Below are 18208 nucleotides of genomic sequence, written 5' to 3'. Positions count from 1 at the left end.
AACCACCGTGTCCATGATCACCTCACCCTCACCAGACACCCTGAGAGCTCGTGACAACCATCACCTCCGACTCCGGGAACCAGCTCCCGCCACGCCCCTCGCTTCGCTCAGCGGGGGGTCCGCCCGGTACGCTCACCGCCGTGCCACACGCTGATCAGTCCCAAACCACCCAGAAGGGCGCACCCGTGACATACCCCGGGCCGCCGCGGCCGGTCGAGGTCTCCGCCACACCCCTCGCGGAACTGGCAGATCAGCTGGGAGTACCCGCACCACGGGCCACCGGCGCGGACGGGAGCGGCCCGAGCATCTCGGGCATCACCCACGACTCCCGCGCGGTCCGCCCCGGCGACCTGTACGCGGCCCTGCCGGGCGCCCGCGCGCACGGCGCCGACTACGCGGCCCAGGCCGCCACGCTCGGCGCGGTCGCCGCCCTCACCGACCCGGCCGGCGCGGACCGCGTCGCCGAGGCCGGGCTCGTCCCGCTGGTCGTGGACAACCCGCGCGCGCGGATGGGCGAACTGGCCGCCACCATCTACGGCCACCCGGGCAAGGACCTGCTCCAGCTCGGGATCACCGGCACGTCCGGCAAGACCACGACCGCGTACCTCGTCGAGGGCGGTCTGAAGTCGGTCCGCTCCACCGGGCTCATCGGCACGGTCGAGATGCGCATCGGCGACGAGCGCATCAAGTCCGAGCGCACCACGCCCGAAGCCACCGACCTCCAGGCGCTGTTCGCGGTCATGCGCGAGCGCGGCGTCGACGCCGTCGCCATGGAGGTCTCCAGCCACGCCCTGGTGCTCGGCCGGGTCGACGGCTGCGTCTTCGACATCGGGGTCTTCACCAACCTCAGCCCGGAGCACATGGAGTTCCACTCCGACATGGAGGACTACTTCCGGGCGAAGGCGCAGCTGTTCACACGCGCACGCAGCAAACAGGGCGTCGTGAACTTCGACGACGAGTACGGGCGCCGGCTCATCCGTGAGTCGGAGGTCCCGGTCGTGAGCTTCTCGGCGGAGGGGCACCCCGACGCCGACTGGCGCGCCGAGGACGTCGAAGTGGGGCCGCTCGGCTCCACGTTGACCGTCGTGAGCCCCAAGGGCGAGCGGTTCGCCGCCAAGGCACCGCTCCCCGGTGCCTTCAACGTCGCGAACACCCTCGCCGCGATCGTGACCCTCGCCGTCGCCGGGATCGACCCGCAGACGGCCGCCGACGGCGTCGCCGCCGTCCCCGGGGTGCCGGGCCGCCTGGAGCGCGTGGACGCGGGCCAGGACTACCTCGCCGTCGTCGACTACGCGCACAAGACCGACGCCGTCGAGTCCGTCCTGCGGGCCCTGCGCAAGGTCACCGAGAACAAGCTGCACATCGTGCTCGGCTGCGGCGGCGACCGGGACAGGACCAAGCGGATGCCGATGGGCGCCGCCGCCGCCCGGTTCGCCGACACGGCCATCCTCACCTCCGACAACCCGCGCGGCGAGGATCCCCTCGCGATCCTCGCCACCATGCTGGCGGGCGCCGCCGACGTGCCCGCCCACGAGCGCGGCGACGTCGCCGTCTTCGAGGACCGGGCCGCCGCCATCGCCGCCGCCGTCGCGCGTGCGAAGCCCGGCGACACGGTGCTCGTCGCGGGCAAGGGCCACGAGCAGGGCCAGGACATCGCCGGGGTGGTGCGTCCCTTCGACGACCGCCAGGTGCTTCGCGAAGCCATCGAGCAGACCCAGGGATGAAGTTGTGATCGCCCTCTCCCTCGCCGAGATCGCCTCAGCTGTCGGCGGGCAGACCTACGACATACCGGACGATCAGGTCCGGGTCACCGGCCCGGTCGTCATCGACTCGCGCAAGGTCGAGACCGGCAGCCTGTTCGCCGCGTTCGCCGGTGAGCGCGTGGACGGCCACGACTACGCGCGCGAGGTCGTCGACAAGGGAGCGGCCGCCGTCCTGGCGTCCCGCCCCGTCGGCGTGCCCGCGATCGTCGTCGACGACGTCCAGGCCGCGCTCGGCGCGCTCGCCCAGCACGTCGTGGAGCGGCTCGGCGCCACCCTGGTCGCGCTGACCGGCTCGGCCGGCAAGACCAGCACCAAGGACCTGATCGCCCAGGTCCTCGGCAGCAAGGCGCCCACCGTCTTCACGCCCGGCTCGTTCAACAACGAGATCGGCCTGCCGCTGACTGCCCTGTCCGCCACCGACGAGACGAAGTTCCTCGTTCTGGAGATGGGCGCCCGCGGCAAGGGCCACATCCGGTACCTGACGGGCCTCACGCCCCCGCGCGTCGGCGTCGTCCTCAACGTCGGCAGCGCCCACATCGGCGAGTTCGGCGGCAAGGAGCAGATCGCGGAAGCGAAGGGTGAGCTGGTCGAGTCGCTCCCTGCCGACGGCACCGCGATCCTCAACGCCGACGACCCCCTCGTACGGGCCATGCGCTCGCGCACGAAGGCCAAGGTGCTCCTCTTCGGGGAGAGCGACGAAGCCGACGTACGTGCCGAGAATGTCCGGCTCACGGAGAACGGGCAGCCCGCCTTCCGCCTTCACACACCCTCCGGGTGCAGCGAAGTGACCTTGCGCCTGTACGGTGAGCACCACGTGTCGAACGCGCTCGCCGCGGCCGCCGTCGCCCATGACCTTGGCATGTCCGCCTCGGAGATCGCGCTCGCGCTCTCCGAAGCGGGCTCCCTGTCCCGCTGGCGGATGGAGGTCACCGAGCGTCCGGACGGCGTCACGATCGTCAACGACGCCTACAACGCGAACCCCGAGTCCATGCGAGCCGCCCTGCGCGCGCTCGTGGCCATGGGCAAGGGGCGGCGGACGTGGGCGGTGCTCGGGCACATGGCCGAGCTCGGCGACGAGTCGCTGGCCGAGCACGACGCGGTCGGACGGCTCGCCGTCCGGCTCAACGTCAGCAAGCTCGTGGCAGTCGGGGGCAGGGAAGCGTCCTGGTTGCGACTGGGCGCCTATAACGAGGGTTCGTGGGGTGAGGAGTCGGTGCACGTGTCCGACGCACAGGCGGCGGTCGACCTGTTGCGCAGCGAGCTGCGCCCGGGTGACGTCGTGCTCGTGAAGGCCTCCAGGTCGGTCGGCCTGGAGAGCGTGGCACAGGCGCTGCTCGAGGGCGAGGTCGATGCCCGATGATGAAGCAGATCCTCTTCGCGGGCGTCATCGGTCTGTTCCTGACGCTGGTCGGCACACCCCTGCTGATCAAGCTCCTCGCCCGCAAGGGCTACGGCCAGTACATCCGTGACGACGGCCCGCGCGAGCACCACAGCAAGCGCGGTACGCCGACCATGGGTGGTATCGCCTTCATCCTGGCGACCCTCATCGCGTACTTCCTGTCCAAGCTGATCACCGGCGCGAGCCCGACCCTGTCGGGTCTCCTCGTGCTCGGCCTGATGGCGGGCATGGGCCTGGTCGGCTTCCTCGACGACTACATCAAGATCGTCAAGCGCCGTTCGCTCGGTCTGCGGGCCAAGGCGAAGATGGCCGGGCAGCTGATCGTCGGCATCGCCTTCGCGGTCCTCTCCCTGCAGTTCGCGGACGCACGCGGACAGACCCCGGCCTCCACCCGGCTCTCCTTCGTGGAGGACTTCGGCTGGACGATCGGCCCGGTGCTCTTCGTCGTCTGGGCGCTGTTCATGATCCTCGCCATGTCGAACGGCGTGAACCTCACCGACGGCCTCGACGGTCTCGCCACCGGCGCTTCCGTGATGGTCTTCGGGGCCTACACCTTCATCGGCGTCTGGCAGTTCCAGGAGTCCTGCGCCAACGCGCAGACCCTCACCAACCCAGCGGCGTGTTTCGAGGTCAGAGACCCACTCGACCTGGCGGTCGTCGCCTCGGCCTTGATGGGCGCCTGCTTCGGCTTCCTGTGGTGGAACACCTCGCCCGCCAAGATCTTCATGGGTGACACCGGCTCGCTCGCCCTCGGCGGCGCCCTCGCCGGTCTCGCGATCTGCTCGCGCACCGAGCTGCTCCTCGCCCTGCTCGGCGGCCTCTTCGTGATGATCACCATGTCCGTGGTCATCCAGGTCGGCTCCTTCAAGATGACCGGCAAGCGCGTCTTCCGCATGGCGCCACTCCAGCACCACTTCGAACTCAAGGGGTGGTCCGAAGTCCTTGTCGTGGTCCGCTTCTGGATCATCCAGGGCATGTGCGTGATCGTCGGCCTCGGCCTCTTCTACGCAGGATGGGCAGCCAAGAAGTGACATCCGGTCAGGGTCCCTGGCAGGGGACGGCCATCACCGTCGCCGGTCTCGGCGTGAGCGGCCTCAGCGCCGCCCGCGCCCTGGCCGGCCTCGGCGCGTCGGTCACCGTCGTGGACGGCGGCGACGGCCCCGCCCAGCGTGAAAAGGCGGCTCTTCTTAAAGAAGAGGGCATCGCCGTACGCCTGGGGGATGCCGAAACGCTGCCCGAGGGCACCGAGCTGATCGTCACCTCGCCGGGCTGGAAGCCGACCTCGCCCCTGTTCGCGGCCGCCGCCGAGGCGGGCGTGGACGTCATCGGCGACGTGGAGCTCGCCTGGCGCCTCCGCGGCCCCGATGCGGCGCCCTGGCTCGCCATCACCGGCACCAACGGCAAGACCACCACGACGCAGATGCTCGCCTCGATCCTGACGGCGGCGGGCAAGCGCACGGCGGCCGTCGGCAACATCGGCACCCCGATCGTCGACGTGATCCTGGAGGGCGACGACGCCTACGACGTCCTCGCCGTCGAGCTGTCCTCGTACCAGCTGCACTGGGCGCCCTCCCTGCGCGCCCACTCCGCGGCCGTCCTCAACCTCGCGCCCGACCACCTCGACTGGCACGGCTCCATGGAGGCGTACGCCGCCGACAAGGGCCGCATCTACGAGGGCAACCAGGTCGCCTGCGTCTACAACACCGCCGACAAGGCCACCGAGGACCTGGTCCGCGAGGCCGACGTCGAGGAGGGCTGCCGCGCCATCGGCTTCACCCTCGGTACGCCAGGACCCTCGGAGCTCGGCGTCGTCGAGGGCATCCTCGTCGACCGGGCCTTCGTCGAGGACCGGCAGAAGAACGCGCAGGAGCTGGCCGAGGTCGGCGACGTGCGCCCGCCGGCCCCGCACAACATCGCCAACGCCCTCGCGGCGGCGGCCCTCGCCCGCGCCTACGGCGTCGAAGCCGCCGCCGTCCGCGACGGTCTGCGCGCCTTCACGCCCGACGCCCACCGCATCGCGCACGTCGCCGACGTCGCCGGCGTGGCGTACGTGAACGACTCCAAGGCGACCAACACCCACGCCGCGCAGGCGTCGTTGGCCGCGTACGAGTCGATCGTGTGGATCGCGGGCGGGCTCGCCAAGGGCGCCACCTTCGACGAGCTGGTCAGCGGCGCGGCGAAGCGGCTGCGCGGCGTCGTCCTCATCGGCGCCGACCGGGCCCTGATCCGGGAAGCCCTGGAGCGACACGCCCCGGAAGTACCGGTGGTCGACCTCGACCGGACCGACACTGGGGCGATGTCCGCGGCGGTCCGGGAGGCGGCGCGGCTCGCCCGCCCGGGAGACACCGTCCTGATGGCCCCGGCCTGCGCGTCGATGGACATGTTCACGAACTACAACAAGCGTGGCGAGGCGTTCGCGGAAGCGGTCCGCGAACTGGGCGCCACCAGCGTCTGACGGTACCTTCGGGTGCCCGGTGACGCCGGGCACCCTCGGGAGGGGAACGTGGCAGCGCACCAGCGAGAGCAGAGCCCGTACTGCGGCTCACCGTGGGGGAGCGGTCATGCCCGGTAGCGCCGGAGCCACCAAGCGTCCCCCGGCCCCGCCGAGGCGCACCAGCCGCGTCTACCGGGCCCGCGCCAACCCCGTACGGCGCCTCTACGGGCGGGCCCGCCGCGCCTGGGACCGGCCCCTCACCGCGTACTACCTGATCCTCGGCTCGGCCCTGCTCATCACCGGGCTCGGCCTGGTGATGGTCTACTCGGCGTCGATGATCACGGCCCTGCAGATGGGGCTGTCCTCCTCGTACTTCTTCCGCAAGCAGTTCGTCGCGGCCGTCCTCGGCGCGATCCTGCTTGTGCTCGCCATGCGGATGCCGGTCAAGCTCCACCGGGCCCTGGCCTACCCGATCCTCGCCGTCAGCGTCTTCCTGATGGTCCTGGTGCAGGTGCCGGGGATAGGGGTGTCGATCAACGGCAACCAGAACTGGATCTCGCTCGGCGGCCCCTTCATGCTCCAGCCCAGCGAGTTCGGCAAGCTGGCGCTGATCCTCTGGGGCGCCGACCTCCTCGCCCGCAAGCACGACAAGCGGCTGCTCACGCAGTGGAAGCACATGCTGGTGCCGCTCGTCCCCATGGCGTTCCTGCTGCTCGGCCTGATCATGCTCGGCGGCGACATGGGCACCGCGATCCTGCTCACCGCGATCCTCTTCGGCCTGCTGTGGATGGCGGGCGCCCCGACCCGGCTGTTCGTGGGCGTCCTGTCCGTCGCGGGCCTGATCGGCGTCATGCTGATCAAGACCAGCCCGAACCGTATGGCCCGCCTCGCCTGCCTCGGCCGCGCCGACGCCGGACCCGACGACATGTGCTGGCAGGGACTGCACGGGATCTACGCCCTGGCCTCCGGCGGACTCTTCGGTTCCGGGCTCGGCGCCAGTGTGGAAAAATGGGGCCAACTTCCCGAAGCGCACACCGACTTCATCTTTGCCATCACCGGTGAGGAACTGGGCCTGTCAGGGACGCTGTCGGTGCTCGCCCTGTTCGCGGCTCTAGGCTATGCGGGTATCCGCGTGGCCGGACGCACGGAGGACCCCTTCGTACGCTATGCCGCGGGAGGCGTGACCACCTGGATCACGGCGCAGGCCGTGGTCAACATCGGTGCGGTGCTCGGCCTGTTGCCGATCGCCGGGGTCCCGCTCCCGCTGTTCTCGTACGGGGGGTCCGCGCTGCTGCCGACCATGTTCGCCGTGGGGCTTCTGATCGCGTTCGCGCGGGACGAACCGGCGGCACGGGCGGCCCTGGCCATGCGGCAGCCACGGATGAGATGGAACACGATGCGACGGCGCGCCTCGGCGCGTACGTCCGGAGAGCGGTGAATTTCGGTGCATGTCGTACTCGCCGGTGGGGGGACCGCCGGCCACATCGAGCCGGCGCTCGCCCTCGCGGACGCCCTGCGCAGGCAGGACCCGACCGTGGGGATCACGGCCCTCGGCACGGAGCGCGGCCTGGAGACCCGTCTCGTACCGGAACGCGGCTACGAACTGGCGCTGATCCCCGCCGTCCCGCTGCCCCGCAAGCCCACCCCTGAGCTGATCACGGTGCCCGGGCGGCTGCGCGGCACCATCAAGGCCGCCGAGCAGATCCTGGAGCGCACCAAGGCGGACTGCGTCGTCGGCTTCGGCGGCTACGTGGCGCTGCCCGGCTACCTCGCCGCCAAGCGCGCGGGCGTCCCGATCGTCGTGCACGAGGCCAACGCGCGCCCCGGCCTCGCCAACAAGATCGGCTCCCGGTACGCGGCGGGGGTCGCCGTCTCCACCCCGGACAGCAAGCTGCGCGACGCCCGCTACATCGGCATCCCGCTGCGCCGCACCATCGCCATGCTCGACCGCGCGGCGGTGCGCCCCGAGGCCCGCCACACCTTCGGCCTCGACCCGAACCTGCCGACGCTGCTCGTCTCCGGCGGCTCCCAGGGCGCCCGCCACCTCAACGAGGTCGTCACGCGCGTCGCCCCGCTGCTCCAGCAGTCCGGCATCCAGATCCTGCACGTGGTCGGCCCGAAGAACGAACTGCCGCACGTACAGCAGATGCCGGGAATGCCCCCCTACATCCCGGTACCGTACGTGGACCGGATGGACCTCGCGTACGCCGCGGCCGACATGATGCTCTGCCGCGCGGGCGCGATGACCGTCGCCGAACTCTCCGCCGTCGGGCTCCCGGCCGCCTACGTCCCGCTGCCCATCGGCAACGGCGAACAGCGGCTCAACGCCCAGCCGGTGGTCAAGGCCGGCGGCGGCCTGCTGGTCGACGACGCGGAGCTGAGCCCCGAGTGGGTCATGGGCAACGTCCTGCCCGTGCTCGCCGACCCGCACCGGCTGTACGAGATGTCCCGCGCCGCCTCCGAGTTCGGCCGCAGGGACGCCGACGACCTGCTCGTCGGAATGGTGTACGAGGCGATCAACTCACGCCGCTGACGGCGTACGACACATGAGGCAGGGCAGCGTGGCCGGAGCGACCACCGCGGACCGCGGCGAACGAGACGACGCCGAGGTGACCCCCTCCGGCCCGCCGCCGCCCCGGCTGCGCCTGCCCCGCCTGCGCACGCTCGTCGTGGGCGGCGTCCTCGTCGTCCTCGTCGGCGCGGGCTCCGTCTGGGCCCTGTACGGATCGCAGTGGCTGCGCGTCGAGCGCGTCACGGCCTCCGGGACCGAGGTCCTCACCCCGGAACAGGTGCGCGAGGCCGCCGCGGTGCCGGTCGGCGCCCCGCTGGTCTCCGTCGACACCGACGCCATCGCGGACCGGATCCGGCGGAAGCTGCCCCGCGTCGACGAGGTGGACGTGGTGCGTTCCTGGCCGCATGGAATCGGGCTGAAAGTGACGGAACGCAAGCCCGTTCTCATTGTCGAAGACGCCCGAAATTCGGGCAAGTTCGTCGAAGTGGACCATGACGGTGTGCGTTTTGCGACGGTCGACAAAGCGCCGAAGGGCGTGCCCCGGCTGGAATTGACGCCGGATCAGGCGGGCGCCGCCGCAAGCCTGCGACGCTTCGGTACCGACCGCCTGGTCCGTGAGGCGGTCCGGGTCGGCGGGCACCTTCCGGCGGCCGTCGCGCGTGACACCCGTACCGTCGAGGTCCGTTCGTACGACGACATCTCCCTGGGGCTCACCGGAGGGCGCACCGTCGTATGGGGAAGTGCCGAGAAGGGCGACGCCAAGGCGCGCGTACTGCGCAGCCTCATGAAAGCAGCTCCAAAGGCGTCGCACTTCGACGTGAGTGTCCCCACCGCGCCTGCCTCATCAGGGAGTTGACGCACATCCGCGCAGGCCAGCACCCTGGTTGGGCAGCGCTACGGCTGATCACATAGGGTGAAAAGAAAAACGGGAGGTTCGGCGTGTTCGTTGAACGGGCGCCACTTGTCGACTTAGTGTCAGGTTCGGAAGAGTCCAGGGAACAGACACACTGGTAACCCTAAACTTCACCGTTAGGGTTCGGGTCGGCAGTCGACTAGTAGTCCGGACCGTCCCCATTCGACATCAGTCGTCGCCTCGGCAGAACGCGAAGCGGCGACACGTAACTCGAGGCGAGAGGCCTTCGACGTGGCAGCACCGCAGAACTACCTCGCAGTCATCAAAGTCATCGGTGTCGGCGGCGGTGGTGTCAATGCCATCAACCGGATGATCGAGGTCGGTCTCAAGGGCGTCGAGTTCATCGCCATCAACACCGACGCGCAAGCCCTGTTGATGAGCGACGCGGACGTCAAGCTCGACGTCGGCCGTGAACTCACCCGCGGACTCGGCGCCGGAGCCAATCCGGCAGTCGGCCGCAAGGCGGCCGAGGACCACCGCGAGGAGATCGAGGAGGTCCTCAAGGGGGCCGACATGGTCTTCGTCACCGCCGGTGAGGGCGGCGGCACCGGCACCGGCGGCGCGCCCGTCGTGGCCAACATCGCCCGCTCGCTCGGCGCCCTGACGATCGGCGTGGTCACCCGCCCCTTCACCTTCGAGGGGCGGCGCCGGGCCAACCAGGCGGAGGACGGCATCGCCGAGCTCCGCGAAGAGGTCGACACCCTCATCGTCATCCCCAACGACCGGCTCCTGTCCATCTCGGACCGCCAGGTCTCCGTCCTCGACGCCTTCAAGTCGGCGGACCAGGTCCTGCTCTCCGGTGTCCAGGGCATCACCGACCTCATCACCACGCCCGGCCTGATCAACCTCGACTTCGCCGACGTCAAGTCCGTGATGTCCGAGGCCGGTTCCGCGCTCATGGGCATCGGCTCGGCCCGCGGCGACGACCGCGCGGTGGCGGCGGCGGAGATGGCGATCTCCTCGCCCCTCCTCGAAGCCTCCATCGACGGTGCCCGCGGCGTCCTGCTCTCCATCTCCGGCGGCTCCGACCTCGGTCTCTTCGAGATCAACGAGGCGGCGCAGCTGGTCAGCGAGGCCGCACACCCCGAGGCCAACATCATCTTCGGCGCGGTCATCGACGACGCCCTCGGCGACGAGGTACGGGTCACGGTCATCGCCGCCGGATTCGACGGCGGCCAGCCACCGGCCAAGCGGGACAACGTGATCGGCTCGTCCTCCGCCAAGCGCGAGGAGTCCGCTCCGCCCGCCCGCCCGGCGCCGGCCCCCGAGCCCGCGCGCCCGGCCTTCGGCGGCCTCGGCAGCGTCACCCCGCGCGAGGAGCAGAAGCCGGAGCCGATCGACGTGCCCGCCCCGGCGAGCGAGGCCCCCGCGGCCCCGGTCGCCCCGCCCCACGTGCCGCGGCCGTCCTACCCGGACAGCCAGGCCGAGGAGCTGGACGTCCCGGACTTCCTGAAGTGACGTTCCTGACAGTGCCGTCCCCGGCGGGGACGTTCCCGGGCCCGACGGGAACCGCACGACAGTGATAGCCCAGCGGGACGATGTGACCTCGACGAGTGGCGCGCACTTCGCCTTCACCGACCGGTGGGGCGGGGTGAGCGCCGCTCCGTACGAGGAGCTCAACCTCGGCGGCGCCGTCGGCGACGACCGCGAGGCCGTACTGCGCAACCGGGAGCTGGTCGCCAAGGCGCTCGGCCTCGAAGCGACCCGGGTCGTCTGGATGCACCAGGTGCACGGCCCCGACGTCGCCGTGGTGGACGGGCCCTGGGCCACGGAAGCCGACATTCCGCAGGTCGACGCCCTCGTCACCACCCGGCGCGGGCTCGCCCTCGCCGTCCTGACCGCGGACTGCGTCCCGGTCCTGATCGCCGACCCGGCCGCCGGGGTCGCCGCCGCCGCGCACGCGGGGCGCCCGGGAATGCTCGCCGGGGTCGTGCCCGCCGCCGTCGAGGCGATGGTGGAGCTCGGCGCCGACCCCGCCCGGATGGTGGCCCGCACCGGGCCCGCCGTCTGCGGCCGGTGCTACGAGGTGCCGGAGCAGATGCGCGCCGAGGCCGCCGCGATCGAGCCGGCCGCGTACGCCGAGACCAGCTGGGGCACCCCCGCCGTCGACGTGAGCGCCGGGGTCCACGCCCAACTGGAGCGGCTCGGGGTGCGCGACCGGGAGCAGTCGCCGGTCTGCACGCGGGAGTCGCACGACCACTTCTCGTACCGCCGCGACAAGACCACCGGTCGGCTCGCGGGCTATGTCTGGCTGGACTGATACGACATGACGGACCTTCAGGGCCAACAGGACCCACAGGACCTTTCGGGGCGCAGGGAAGAACTCGCCGCGAACCTGGCCAAGGTGGAGGAGCGCATCGCCGCCGCCTGCACGGCGGCCGGGCGCAAGCGCGAGGAGGTGACCCTCATCGTGGTCACCAAGACCTCCCCGGCGAGCGATGTGCGGATTCTCTCCGAGCTCGGCGTGCGGCACGTGGCGGAGAACAAGGACCAGGACGCCGCCCCCAAGGCGAAGGAGTGCGCGGACCTGCCGCTCACCTGGCACTTCGTCGGTCAGCTCCAGACCAACAAGGTCCGATCCGTGGTGGGCTATGCCGATCTGGTGCAGTCCGTGGACCGGGTCAAGCTCGTCACGGCGCTCTCCAAGGAGGCCGAGCGGGCCGGGCGCGAGCTCGGCTGCCTCATCCAGGTCGCACTCGACGCGGCGGAGGACGGCCGGGGCGAGCGCGGCGGCGTCGGGCCCGGCGGCGTCGAGGAGTTGGCCGCGCGCGTGGCCGAGGCGCCGGGGCTGCGGCTCGACGGGCTGATGACCGTCGCGCCGCTCACCGGGGTCTACGCGGGCCGCCAACAGGCCGCGTTCGAACGGCTCATGGATTTGTCGACTGCCCTGCGCGCTTCCCGTCCGGCTGCGAACATGGTGTCGGCAGGGATGAGTTCGGACCTCGAACAGGCCGTGGCGGCCGGAGCGACACATGTGCGCGTCGGTACGGCGGTACTCGGAGTCCGACCCAGGCTCGGGTAACGTCGCCAAGAAGTCGGACCACAGCAGAAAATATGGTCATTCCCGCTGCTGGGCGGGGAGATCACGTGGATCGCGGGCAGCTTGGTTGACGTCAGCCGATCCACCACAGAGCGGAGGACTCAGAGCATGGCCGGCGCGATGCGCAAGATGGCGGTCTACCTCGGCCTCGTGGAGGACGATGGGTACGACGGCCGGGGGTTCGACCCCGACGACGACTTCGAACCCGAGCTTGACCCGGAGCCCGAGCGCGACAGGCGGCGGCACGAACCGTCGCATCAGTCACACAACTCCCGCGCCCCGGAAGCGGACGAATCGGTACGAGTCGTACAGCCGCCCGCACAGCGCGAGCCGGCGCGCCAGTCCGCTTCGCTCGCCGCTGAATCCGGACGTCCGGCACGAATCGCCCCCGTGGCATCCATCACACCTGAACGTCAGAGCCTGGAGAAGAACGCACCGGTGATCATGCCCAAGGTCGTGTCCGAGCGGGAGCCCTACCGCATCACCACGCTGCACCCCCGGACGTACAACGAGGCCCGTACCATCGGGGAACACTTCCGCGAGGGCACTCCGGTGATCATGAATCTGACCGAGATGGACGACACCGACGCGAAGCGACTTGTCGACTTTGCCGCCGGTCTCGTCTTCGGTCTGCACGGAAGCATTGAGCGGGTGACGCAGAAGGTGTTCCTGTTGTCTCCTGCTAACGTCGATGTCACGGCGGAGGACAAGGCCCGTATCGCAGAGGGTGGGTTCTTCAACCAGAGCTGAGACGCAACACCGGTTTACGACTGGCCGGCCAGTCACGAGGCACGAGCAACAGGGGAGAGGGAACCGCCGCCATGGGCGTGTTTAGAGATGTGGTCTACATCGCATTGATGTGTTTCCTCATCGTGCTGATCTTCCGGCTGGTCATGGACTATGTGTTCCAGTTCGCCCGCTCGTGGCAACCCGGCAAGGCGATGGTGGTGGTCCTCGAGGCCACCTACACTGTCACTGATCCACCGCTCAAGCTTCTGCGGCGGTTCATCCCGCCGCTGCGTCTCGGGGGCGTGGCGCTCGACCTGTCCTTCTTCGTACTGATGATCATCGTCTACATCCTGATCTCCGTCGTGAGCCGGCTGTGAACGATACGGTCTTGCCGAATGCCGACGACTACGTTGAGGTGAAGAGATGCCGTTGACCCCCGAGGACGTGCGGAACAAGCAGTTCACGACCGTCCGCCTCCGAGAAGGCTATGACGAGGACGAGGTCGATGCCTTCCTCGATGAGGTCGAAGCCGAACTGACCCGCCTGCTCCGCGAGAACGAGGACCTGCGCGCCAAGCTGGCCGCGGCCACCCGCGCCGCCGCGCAGAACCAGCAGCAGGGCGGAATGCGCAAGGGCCCCGGCGGCCCCGGTGGCCCCGAGGGCCAGGGCGGCCCGCAGGACCAGCAGGGCCACCAGCAGGGCCCCCCGCAGGGGATGCGCGGTCCCGGCCAGCCGGTGCCCGCCGGCATATCGGGCCCGCCGCAGCAGCAGATGGGCGGCCCCATGGGCGGGCCCCCGCAGCTGCCGAGCGGTGCCCCGCAGCTTCCGGCCGGGCCCGGTGGCCACGGTCCGCAGGGACCCGGCGGCCCGCAGGGTCCCGGTCCGATGGGCCAGGGCCCCATGGGTCAGGGTCCGATGCAGGGACAGATGGGCGGCCAGCCGCAGCTGGGCGGACCGATGGGCGGCCCCATGGGCGGTCACGGCGGTCCTCCGCAGATGCAGCAGCCCGGCCAGGGCGGTCCCGGTGGCGACAGCGCCGCGCGTGTCCTCTCCCTCGCCCAGCAGACCGCCGACCAGGCGATCGCCGAGGCGCGTTCCGAGGCCAACAAGATCGTCGGTGAGGCCCGCAGCCGCGCCGAGGGTCTGGAGCGGGACGCCCGTGCCAAGGCCGACGCCCTGGAGCGGGACGCGCAGGAGAAGCACCGCGTCGCGATGGGCTCCCTGGAGTCCGCCCGCGCCACCCTCGAGCGCAAGGTCGAGGACCTGCGCGGCTTCGAGCGCGAGTACCGTACGCGCCTGAAGTCCTACCTCGAGTCGCAGCTGCGCCAGCTGGAGACCCAGGCGGACGACTCGCTCGCCCCGCCGCGGACCCCGGCGACCGCCTCGCTGCCGCCGTCCCCGGCGCCCTCCATGGCCCCGGCCGGTGCGGGTGCGCCGTCCTACGGCTCCAACCAGGGCATGGGTGGCAACCAGCAGAGCGGTGGCCCGTCCTACGGGGGCGGCCAGCAGCAGATGTCGCCCGCCATGACCCAGCCGATGGCGCCGGTGCGGCCGCAGGCGCCGCAGCCGATGCAGCAGGCGCCCTCGCCGATGCGTGGGTTCCTCATCGACGAGGACGACAACTAAGGCGCTCCGCGCCTGTACAGCAGGCGTCGGCGTTCATTCAGGCCGCGGCCCGGATCGTGTTCAGCGATCCGGGCCGCGGTCTGTTCCGTCGGCGGGAGCGGGAGAAGGGCTCGGCCCCGCCGGAATGTTCCGGCGGGGCCGAGCCCTTGCAGGTGCTGTAGCGGGCGCTCGCTGGGACGGTGTCCCGGCGCTGCAGGCTGTGCCCACCCGTCCCTCCCCCAGACTCCGTCCGGGGGGCCCCAGCGGAACGCCTGCCCACAGCGGTGACGGAGCGCCTGCCCGCAGCGGGAGCGGGAGGACGGGCCTGCCGCCCCCACCGTGCGGTGCGGTTACGCCTTGCGGAGGCTGAACGTCAGGGACAGGCCCTCGTCCGTGAACGGGGTGCCGTACGTGTCGTTCGCCTCGCCCTGGGCGAAGTCCGTTGCCAGGACCTCGTCCGCGATCAGGCCCGTGTGCTCGGTCAGGGCCGAGATCACGGCCGGGTCCGTCGACGTCCAGCGCAGGGCGATGCGGTCCGCCACGTCCAGGCCGCTGTTCTTGCGGGCCTCCTGGATCAGGCGGATCGCGTCCCGGGCGAGGCCCGCCTGGCGCAGCTCCTCGGTCAGCTCCAGATCGAGGGCGACCGTCGCGCCGGAGTCGGACGCCACCGACCAGCCCTCGCGCGGGGTCTCCGTGATGATGACCTCGTCCGGGGCGAGCGTGACCGTTTCACCGTCCACCTCGACGGAGGCGTTGCCCTCGCGCAGGGCCAGGGAGAGCGCCGCCGCGTCCGCCGCGGCGACCGCCTTCGCGACGTCCTGGACACGCTTGCCGAACCGCTTGCCGAGTGCCCGGAAGTTCGCCTTGGCCGTCGTGTCGACCAGCGAGCCGCCGACCTCCGCGAGCGTGGCGAGCGACGTGACGTTCAGCTCCTCCGTGATCTGCGCGCGCAGTTCCGAGGACAGCGCCTCGAAGCCCGACGCGGCGATCAGCGCGCGCGACAGCGGCTGACGGGTCTTGACGCCCGACTCCGCGCGCGTGGCGCGGCCCAGCTCCACCAGGCGGCGTACGAGGGCCATCTGCGTGGACAGGGTCGGGTCGATCGCCGAGCGGTCGGCCTCGGGCCACGTCGAGAGGTGGACCGACTCCGGCGCGTCCGGGGTGACCGGGACGACCAGGTCCTGCCAGACCCGCTCGGTGATGAACGGGGTCAGCGGGGCCATCAGCTGGGTGACGGTGACGACCACGTCGTGCAGGGTGCGCAGCGCGGCCTTGTCGCCCTGCCAGAAACGGCGGCGCGAGCGGCGCACGTACCAGTTCGACAGGTCGTCGACGAAGGCGGAGAGGAGCTTGCCCGCGCGCTGGGTGTCGTAGGCCTCCAGGGCCTGGGTGACCTCGTCGGTGAGCTGGTGCAGCTCGGAGAGGAGCCAGCGGTCCAGGACGGTGCGCTCGGCCGGGGCCGGGTCGGCCGCGCTGGGCGCCCACTTGGACGTACGGGCGTAGAGGGCCTGGAAGGCGACCGTGTTCCAGTAGGTGAGGAGGGTTTTACGTACCACCTCCTGGATCGTGCCGTGGCCGACGCGGCGGGCCGCCCACGGGGAGCCGCCGGCCGCCATGAACCAGCGCACCGCGTCGGCGCCGTGCTGGTCCATGAGCGGGATGGGCTGGAGGATGTTGCCCAGGTGCTTGGACATCTTGCGGCCGTCCTCGGCGAGGATGTGGCCCAGGCAGACCACGTTCTCGTACGACGACTTGTCGAAGACCAGGGTGCCGACGGCCATCAGCGTGTAGAACCAGCCGCGCGTCTGGTCGATCGCCTCGGAGATGAACTGCGCGGGGTAGCGCGCCTCGAACAGCTCCTTGTTCTTGTACGGGTAGCCCCACTGCGCGAACGGCATCGAGCCCGAGTCGTACCAGGCGTCGATGACCTCGGGGACGCGCACGGCGGTGTGTGTGCAGCCCTCGGCGGTGCAGGGGAAGGTGATGTCGTCGATGAAGGGGCGGTGCGGGTCGAGCTGCGACTGGTCGGTGCCGCTGAGCTGCGACAGCTCCTCGCGCGAGCCGACGCAGGTGAGGTGGTCGTCCTCGCAGCGCCAGATCGGCAGCGGGGTGCCCCAGTAGCGGTTGCGGGAGAGCGCCCAGTCGATGTTGTTCTGCAGCCAGTCGCCGAAGCGGCCGTGCTTGACGCTGCCCGGGAACCAGTTGGTGCCCTCGTTCTCCTGGAGGAGGCGGTCCTTGACGGCCGTGGTCCTGATGTACCAGGACGGCTGCGCGTAGTACAGCAGCGCCGTGTGGCAGCGCCAGCAGTGCGGGTAGCTGTGCTCGTACGGGAGGTGCTTGAAGAGCAGGCCGCGGTTCTTCAGGTCCTCGGTGAGGGCCTCGTCCGCCTTCTTGAAGAAGACGCCGCCGACGAGGGGGACGTCCTCCTCGAAGGTGCCGTCGGGGCGGACCGGGTTGACGACCGGGAGGCCGTAGGCGCGGCATACCTTGAGGTCGTCCTCGCCGAAGGCGGGGGACTGGTGGACCAGACCCGTACCGTCCTCGGTCGTCACGTACTCGGCGTTGACGATGTAGTGCGCCTCGGCCGGGCTGTGCCCATTGGTTCCCTCGCTGACGCTCGGGAACTCGACGAGCTCGAAGGGGCGCTGGTACGTCCAGCGCTCCATGTCGGCACCGGTGTACGACTCACCGGTCGGCTCCCAACCCTCGCCGAGCGCCTTCTCGACGAGCTGCTCGGCGACGACGAGCTTCTCCTCGCCGTTCGTCACCACGACGTAGCGGACCTCGGGGTGCGCGGCGACCGCCGTGTTGGAGACCAGCGTCCAGGGCGTGGTCGTCCAGACCAGGAGCGCGGCCTGGCCGGCCAGCGGACCGGAGGTGAGGGGGAAGCGGACGTAGACCGAGGGGTCGACGACCGTCTCGTAGCCCTGCGCCAGCTCGTGGTCGGAGAGGCCCGTGCCGCAGCGCGGGCACCAGGGGGCGACGCGGTGGTCCTGGACGAGCAGGCCCTTGTTGAAGATCTCCTTCAGCGACCACCAGACCGACTCGATGTACTCGGGGTCCATCGTGACGTAGGGGTCGTCGAGGTCGGTCCAGTAGCCCATGCGCGTCGTCAGCTCGGCGAACGCGTCGGTGTGGCGCAGAACGGACTCGCGGCACTTGGCGTTGAACTCGGCGATGCCGTACGCCTCGATGTCCTTCTTGCCGCTGAAGCCCAGCTCCTTCTCGACCGCCAGCTCGACCGGGAGGCCGTGGCAGTCCCAGCCCGCCTTGCGGGCCACGTGGTAGCCGCGCATGGTGCGGAAGCGGGGGAAGACGTCCTTGAAGACGCGGGCCTCGATGTGGTGGGCGCCCGGCATGCCGTTGGCCGTGGGCGGGCCCTCGTAGAACACCCACTCGGGGCGCCCCTCGGACTGCTCCAGGGTCTTGGCGAAGATCTTCTGCTCGGCCCAGAAGTCGAGCACCGCGTGCTCGAGGGCGGGCAGGTCGACCTGGGCGGGCACCTGGCGGTACTGCGTCATCAGTCTTCCTCCGGCGGACGTGCGCTCTTCCGTCGGAGGGACGAGAGCCGTGCGCCGTGTGCGGCGCGCTCCCGCGGTACCACCCTCCTTGGCCCCCGGCGCGTGGTGTGCTCCGGTGAGCCCCCTCATTGGGGTCGCGATGCCGGTTCTACTGGCCGCCACGCGTGCGTGGCCGCTTTCTTCCGACGGCTCCGGGGTGATCTTCACGCCGCGCTCGCCTCCGGGCTCCCACCGTCCCCGGATCGCTCTTGGCTGCGTACGCCGCTACTCGGCCCCATCCATGCCTCTCGCA

At 70.7% G+C, this 18208-nt stretch carries 14 protein-coding genes; 13 read left to right on the top strand and 1 reads right to left on the bottom strand.

The features are described from left to right. Window positions 1–50 precede the first annotated feature (50 nt). The 13 genes from N5I75_RS09040 to N5I75_RS08980 all read left to right on the top strand — a co-directional run bounded on the left by N5I75_RS09040 (window position 51) and on the right by N5I75_RS08980 (window position 14416). Window positions 51–1724, top strand: a complete 1674-nt coding sequence (locus N5I75_RS09040) for a UDP-N-acetylmuramoyl-L-alanyl-D-glutamate--2,6-diaminopimelate ligase (RefSeq protein ID WP_476676070.1) — start codon at window positions 51–53, stop codon at window positions 1722–1724. A 4-nt stretch (window positions 1725–1728) separates the two neighbouring features. Next, a complete protein-coding gene (locus N5I75_RS09035) occupies window positions 1729–3123 on the top strand; it encodes a UDP-N-acetylmuramoyl-tripeptide--D-alanyl-D-alanine ligase (protein WP_476676068.1) in 1395 nt (464 codons plus the stop codon). Beyond that, window positions 3120–4193, top strand: a complete 1074-nt coding sequence (gene mraY / locus N5I75_RS09030) for a phospho-N-acetylmuramoyl-pentapeptide-transferase (RefSeq protein WP_398197078.1) — start codon at window positions 3120–3122, stop codon at window positions 4191–4193. Before N5I75_RS09035 ends, mraY begins: the two co-directional genes overlap by 4 nt. Further along, window positions 4175–5617 (top strand): UDP-N-acetylmuramoyl-L-alanine--D-glutamate ligase, encoded by a 1443-nt coding sequence (gene murD / locus N5I75_RS09025; protein WP_476676066.1) that lies wholly within the window; start codon window positions 4175–4177, stop codon window positions 5615–5617. Before mraY ends, murD begins: the two co-directional genes overlap by 19 nt. Before the next feature lie 106 nt (window positions 5618–5723). Then, window positions 5724–7034 carry a putative lipid II flippase FtsW gene (gene ftsW / locus N5I75_RS09020; RefSeq protein WP_476676064.1) on the top strand — a complete coding sequence of 437 codons (1311 nt, stop codon included), beginning with the start codon at window positions 5724–5726 and terminating at the stop codon, window positions 7032–7034. A gap of 6 nt (window positions 7035–7040) precedes the next feature. Continuing rightward, window positions 7041–8129 carry an undecaprenyldiphospho-muramoylpentapeptide beta-N-acetylglucosaminyltransferase gene (gene murG, locus N5I75_RS09015; RefSeq protein ID WP_476676062.1) on the top strand — a complete coding sequence of 363 codons (1089 nt, stop codon included), beginning with the start codon at window positions 7041–7043 and terminating at the stop codon, window positions 8127–8129. Window positions 8130–8157: 28 nt separating this feature from the next. Further along, on the top strand, window positions 8158–8964 hold the full coding sequence (locus tag N5I75_RS09010) for a cell division protein FtsQ/DivIB (RefSeq protein ID WP_476676995.1): 807 nt from the start codon (window positions 8158–8160) through the stop codon (window positions 8962–8964). A 288-nt stretch (window positions 8965–9252) separates the two neighbouring features. Continuing rightward, window positions 9253–10479 carry a cell division protein FtsZ gene (gene ftsZ / locus N5I75_RS09005; RefSeq protein WP_476676060.1) on the top strand — a complete coding sequence of 409 codons (1227 nt, stop codon included), beginning with the start codon at window positions 9253–9255 and terminating at the stop codon, window positions 10477–10479. A 61-nt stretch (window positions 10480–10540) separates the two neighbouring features. Continuing rightward, window positions 10541–11281: a peptidoglycan editing factor PgeF gene (pgeF, locus tag N5I75_RS09000; protein WP_476676058.1), complete on the top strand. Its 741-nt coding sequence runs from the start codon at window positions 10541–10543 to the stop codon at window positions 11279–11281. A 6-nt stretch (window positions 11282–11287) separates the two neighbouring features. Beyond that, the gene (locus N5I75_RS08995) at window positions 11288–12043 is read left to right on the top strand and encodes a YggS family pyridoxal phosphate-dependent enzyme (protein WP_476676056.1); all 756 of its coding nucleotides are present in this window, start codon (window positions 11288–11290) and stop codon (window positions 12041–12043) included. 126 nt (window positions 12044–12169) lie between these two features. Further along, window positions 12170–12811, top strand: a complete 642-nt coding sequence (locus tag N5I75_RS08990) for a cell division protein SepF (RefSeq protein ID WP_394434892.1) — start codon at window positions 12170–12172, stop codon at window positions 12809–12811. 71 nt (window positions 12812–12882) lie between these two features. Then, window positions 12883–13167, top strand: coding sequence for a YggT family protein (locus N5I75_RS08985; RefSeq protein ID WP_476676054.1), 285 nt, complete (start codon window positions 12883–12885; stop codon window positions 13165–13167). Window positions 13168–13213: 46 nt separating this feature from the next. Beyond that, window positions 13214–14416, top strand: coding sequence for a DivIVA domain-containing protein (locus N5I75_RS08980; RefSeq protein ID WP_394434894.1), 1203 nt, complete (start codon window positions 13214–13216; stop codon window positions 14414–14416). A 329-nt stretch (window positions 14417–14745) separates the two neighbouring features. Here the strand turns inward: N5I75_RS08980 and ileS are convergent, their stop codons facing one another. Next, the gene (ileS, locus tag N5I75_RS08975; protein ID WP_476676052.1) at window positions 14746–17916 is read right to left on the bottom strand and encodes an isoleucine--tRNA ligase; all 3171 of its coding nucleotides are present in this window, start codon (window positions 17914–17916) and stop codon (window positions 14746–14748) included. Between the last annotated feature and the right edge of the window lie 292 nt (window positions 17917–18208).

Source organism: Streptomyces sp. R818, assembly GCF_056172735.1.
The sequence above is the reverse complement of the archived record's forward strand: the minus strand, read 5'-3'. Positions and strand labels throughout refer to the sequence as shown.

Excerpts from the sequence above, each read along its gene's own strand:
- mraY (WP_398197078.1), top strand. The coding sequence starts at position 3,120 with ATGATGAAGCAGATCCTCTTCGCGGGCGTCATCGGTCTGTTCCTGACG.
- murD (WP_476676066.1), top strand. The coding sequence starts at position 4,175 with ATGGGCAGCCAAGAAGTGACATCCGGTCAGGGTCCCTGGCAGGGGACG.
- ftsW (WP_476676064.1), top strand. The coding sequence starts at position 5,724 with ATGCCCGGTAGCGCCGGAGCCACCAAGCGTCCCCCGGCCCCGCCGAGG.
- N5I75_RS08995 (WP_476676056.1), top strand. The coding sequence starts at position 11,288 with ATGACGGACCTTCAGGGCCAACAGGACCCACAGGACCTTTCGGGGCGC.
- N5I75_RS08990 (WP_394434892.1), top strand. The coding sequence starts at position 12,170 with ATGGCCGGCGCGATGCGCAAGATGGCGGTCTACCTCGGCCTCGTGGAG.
- N5I75_RS08985 (WP_476676054.1), top strand. The coding sequence starts at position 12,883 with ATGGGCGTGTTTAGAGATGTGGTCTACATCGCATTGATGTGTTTCCTC.
- N5I75_RS08980 (WP_394434894.1), top strand. The coding sequence starts at position 13,214 with ATGCCGTTGACCCCCGAGGACGTGCGGAACAAGCAGTTCACGACCGTC.
- ileS (WP_476676052.1), bottom strand. The coding sequence starts at position 17,916 with ATGACGCAGTACCGCCAGGTGCCCGCCCAGGTCGACCTGCCCGCCCTC.